The 4,023-nt window shown below is 71.1% G+C and carries 4 protein-coding genes; 3 read left to right on the forward strand and 1 reads right to left on the reverse strand.

The genetic code is table 11. From position 1 onward, the window contains the following. Together IF67_RS40035 and IF67_RS0138260 are read left to right on the forward strand one after the other, a co-directional pair. On the forward strand, positions 1-217 hold a 217-nt coding region (locus IF67_RS40035), incomplete at its 5' end, for an adenosylhomocysteinase (protein ID WP_037840413.1). A gap of 174 nt (positions 218-391) precedes the next feature. Beyond that, complete coding sequence (locus IF67_RS0138260) at positions 392-1,006, forward strand: hypothetical protein (RefSeq protein WP_030993625.1); 615 nt, start codon at positions 392-394, stop codon at positions 1,004-1,006. Positions 1,007-1,457: 451 nt separating this feature from the next. Here IF67_RS0138260 and IF67_RS0138265 read toward each other — a convergent pair whose 3' ends face one another. After that, complete coding sequence (locus tag IF67_RS0138265; RefSeq protein WP_030993626.1) at positions 1,458-2,516, reverse strand: RDD family protein; 1,059 nt, start codon at positions 2,514-2,516, stop codon at positions 1,458-1,460. A gap of 113 nt (positions 2,517-2,629) precedes the next feature. Between IF67_RS0138265 and IF67_RS0138270 the strand changes: the two genes are divergently transcribed. Next, complete coding sequence (locus IF67_RS0138270) at positions 2,630-3,637, forward strand: stage II sporulation protein M (protein WP_030993628.1); 1,008 nt, start codon at positions 2,630-2,632, stop codon at positions 3,635-3,637. Positions 3,638-4,023 lie beyond the last annotated feature (386 nt).

The raw sequence follows: 4,023 nt of genomic DNA on the forward strand, positions 1-4,023 counted from the left end.
GTTCGCGGACCAGACGCTGGCCCAGATCGAGCTGTTCACCAAGCCCGCCGAGTACCCCACCGACGTCTACGTGCTGCCCAAGCACCTCGACGAGAAGGTGGCCCGCCTCCACCTCGGCTCGCTCGGCGTCAAGCTCACCGAACTGCGCCCCGAGCAGGCCGCCTACATCGGCGTCCAGGTCGAGGGCCCGTACAAGCCTGACCACTACCGCTACTGATCCAACAGGCGATCACCAACCGGTCGGCACCGCCGGCCGTTGGTGTTCTCCACAGCAGCCGGTGATCCCAGGCCCTCGCCACACACGGCGGGGGCCTGGCCCATAAGCACCCCGCACCGACCCGCCACCCCCGACTCACCGGCCCGTCGCCGCCAGAAGGACTTGACCCCCCCCATGCCCCGCGGCCACTACTCCCTCCACGACCCGCACGATCACACCCCCCTGGGTGAAGAGCACTTCCACTGCGCCACCGGCCCCTCCGGCTGGCGCTATGTCTCCCAGATCGTCAACCCCTCCGGCGACCACATCGGCTCCGTCGACCTCACCCTCGACGAGCTCGGCCGCCCCATCCGCCTCGAACTCCACGCCTCCGCCTGGCAGGTCCGCGGCGCCGCCCTGGAGGGCGTCACCTGGGTACGCACCGACCCGACCGGTGAACACGCCACCGAAGGCAACGTCCCCGCCCACGCCTTCACCGGCGCGTCCCCCGCCTTTCTCATCGCCACCGCCCGCCTCCTGCGCCCCGCCCTCGGCGCCGGCGCCGTCCGCACCCGCCTCGTGGCCTTCACACCCCCCGTCCTCGCCCCCCGCACGCTCGACCAGTCCTGGGCCCTGCTGAAAAGCACACCACACGCCACTGACAACGCCCCCCTCATCGCCGACGAATACCAGGTCAACGACCTGGAAACCGGCGAACAGCACACCATCCACATCGCCGGCGACGTGGTCCTCTCCGCCCCCGGCATCGAACTCGAATCCCTCGAGTCCCCACCGTCGACGTTCCCCTGATCTGCCCTGACCTGCCCTGACCCGGCCCCCTGACCCGCCCTGCCCGGCCCGGTGATAGGACCCGGCCCGGCTCGGCCCCCTGACCCGGTCTGACCCGGCCCGCCGCTCGCCCCCTCGCAGGGCGCCATGAGCCGACGCGGAGCACGCCACGGACCGGCCCCAGGACCGCCCACCGCATGCACGCCCCGCCGACCGAATGCGGGAGGTGCAGCGTGACCTCGGCCGGTGGATCGAGCAGCGGCGCCATTTCGTCGCGGTGCGCGCGGCCGGTCACCGCGCTGTGGACGGCCGCCCGGATCTACTGCCGAACGGGGGCGGCCGACGGCCATCAGCGGGTTGAGGCCCGGCGCCGCGAGCAGTCCCCTCTCCACCCGCCGGACAGCCGCAGCGACCCCCGACACGGTCCCCTGAATCCGAGGCTGAATCCGCGGCGCCGCCTTCGCCCCCCACCTCACACCGGAGGTGCAAACCCCGTACGCGGCGGCCGCCCTCCTCCGCCGGCCCCCTCATCGCCCGCACGCTCCCGCCCCGGCGCCCCGAAACCCCCGCCACCGTCATGACGAGCCGGCCCGCCCCCGGCCACAGCCTCGCTCCCGGCCCCGGGCGACGCCCAAGCCCCCACCGGCGCTGACGCGACCCCATCCCCCGCGGTGCCCGACGCCGGGACATCCCCCGCCACCCCCACAGGCTGAACCGACGCCACCGGTTCACCACCCCAAGGCTCCCCACCACCCGCAAAGCCCGACGCCCCGGCCGCGGCCGCCCCGAACGCCCGCTGCGACTCCCGTGCCTGCCGTTCCCCGACCACCGCCGCCAGATACGCCACCGGATGCACCCCCGCAGGTGCGGGCGCCCCGGTGAACCCCAGCAGATCCTCTGCCAGCCGCCCCGCCATCGTCCCCCCGACCTGTGGATCGAGCTGCCCCATCCGTGCCAGGTACTGCCGCACCGTCAGCCACCACCCATCGGGCACCCGGGACAGATCCAGCGCCCCGAGCTCGGCCACCAGCCACGCAGGCGGAGGCGGCAGCGCCATCGCCGCCTCCGCCACCGGCATCCGCTCCCGTATGACCAACGTCCCCGCGAACACATCCCCCATCCGACGCCCCCGCGCCGACACCAACGAGGCGATGGCCGCCACCACCCCCATCGTCATCACGATCTCGATGGCCCCCATCGCCCCGCGCACCAACGCATGCCGGAACCGGATCGGCCCGCCGTCCTCCCGTACGACCCGCAGCCCGCAGACCAGCTTCCCCAGCGACCGGCCGTGGCTCAGCGTCTCGATGACAATCGGTATCCCGACCTGCACCAGCACGAACGTCGCCACCGACACGGCCGCCACCGCCGCACTGTCCATCGACGACGTCGCACTCAACAGCAGCAGCGATGCGCCGAGGTAGACCGCCCAGGCCACCGCCACATCCAAGGCCACTGCCAGTCCCCGGCTCGGCAGCCTGGCCGGCCGCAGCCCCAGCACCACCGCTTCACCCGTTACGAGCTCACTCACGCCGCGCCCCACTCCCTCTCGATCCCCGAAGTCCCGCCCACCCCACGACGGACATGGCCAGTCTGCCAAGCTGATCCGGCCCCCATCCACGGCGCTGCGAGGAGCGACACCCAATGGACCTCGATGTCTTCGTCACGGCCCATGGCGCCGAATGGGACCGCCTCGACACCCTGTTGCACCGCAAACGCCGCCTCACGGGCGCCGAGGCCGACGAACTCGTCGCCCTCTACCAACGCACCACCACACACCTCTCCCTCCTCCTCTCCAGCGCCCCGGACCCCGCGCTGACCAGCCGCCTCACTTCCCTCGTGGCCCGCGCCCGCAGCACGGTCACCGGCGCCCGCAAGGCCTCCTGGCGCGACGCCGCCCACTTCTTCACCACGGCCTTCCCGGCAGCGGTCTACCGCCTGCGCCACTGGTGGATCCCCACCGCGATCCTCTCGACCGCGGTCGCCGCCCTCATCGGCTGGTGGATAGCCGCACACCCCGAGGTCCAGGCGGCGATCGGCGCCCAGGAGGACCTCCGCAACATGACCCGCCCCGGCGGCGCGTACGAGACGTACTACTCCAGCCACCCCGCCGCATCCTTCGCGGCCCAGGTATGGACGAACAATGCCCAGGCCGTAGCCCTGTGCCTGGTCCTCGGCGCCTTCGCAGGCCTCCCCGTCCTGTGGGTCCTCTTCCAGAACATGCTCAACCTGGGTGTCGGCATCGGCCTGATGTCCTCAGCCGGCCGCCTCGACACCTTCCTCGGACTGATCCTTCCCCACGGCCTCCTCGAACTGACCGCCGTCTTCGTCGCGGCCGGCATCGGCCTCCGCCTGGGCTGGACCCTCATCGACCCGGGCCACCGCACCCGCCGGACTGCCCTGGCCGAAGAAGGCCGCTCCGCCCTGGGAGTCGCCATCGGTCTCGCCGCGGTGCTCTTCGTATCCGGCGTCCTCGAAGGCTTCGTCACCCCTTCCGGCCTGCCCACCTGGGCCCGCATCGGCATCGGCATAGCCGCCGAACTGGCCTTCCTCCTGTACGTCTACGTCCTGGGCGGCCGCGCTGTACGCGCCGGAGCCATCGGCGACGTCGACCTCACCGACCGCGAAGCCACCGTCCCCACCGCCGCGTGATGTGCAACGGGCCCGGCTGACCTGCTAATCTCCTCTTCGCCCCAGGAGCCCGTTGACACGAGCGCCAGGGGGAGGTAGATTCGAACGGTTGCGGCGAACTGGACAAGTTCATCCGCGACGGGTAGTCTCTTCTCCGCTTCGGCCGGAATATCAATTCGGCGAAGCGCAACCGACCACTTACCGGAAGCCCCGGCCGATTAATTCGACCGAAATCCTTCTGATAAAGTCGGAAAAGCCAAAAGGCATCCCCTCCGACGGGGAATCGGAAACGAATTCGGACCGACAATGGAACGAAATCGGGTCTGATAGAGTCGGAAAGGCCGGAAAGCGAAAGCCGGACGGCCGACCCGCTCCGACAGGGGCCAGAGACGGAAACGGATCTGGTA

Origin of the sequence: Streptomyces sp. NRRL S-1813 (assembly GCF_000719605.1) — a bacterium.
In the GTDB taxonomy this organism is placed as follows: domain Bacteria; phylum Actinomycetota; class Actinomycetes; order Streptomycetales; family Streptomycetaceae; genus Streptomyces; species Streptomyces decoyicus.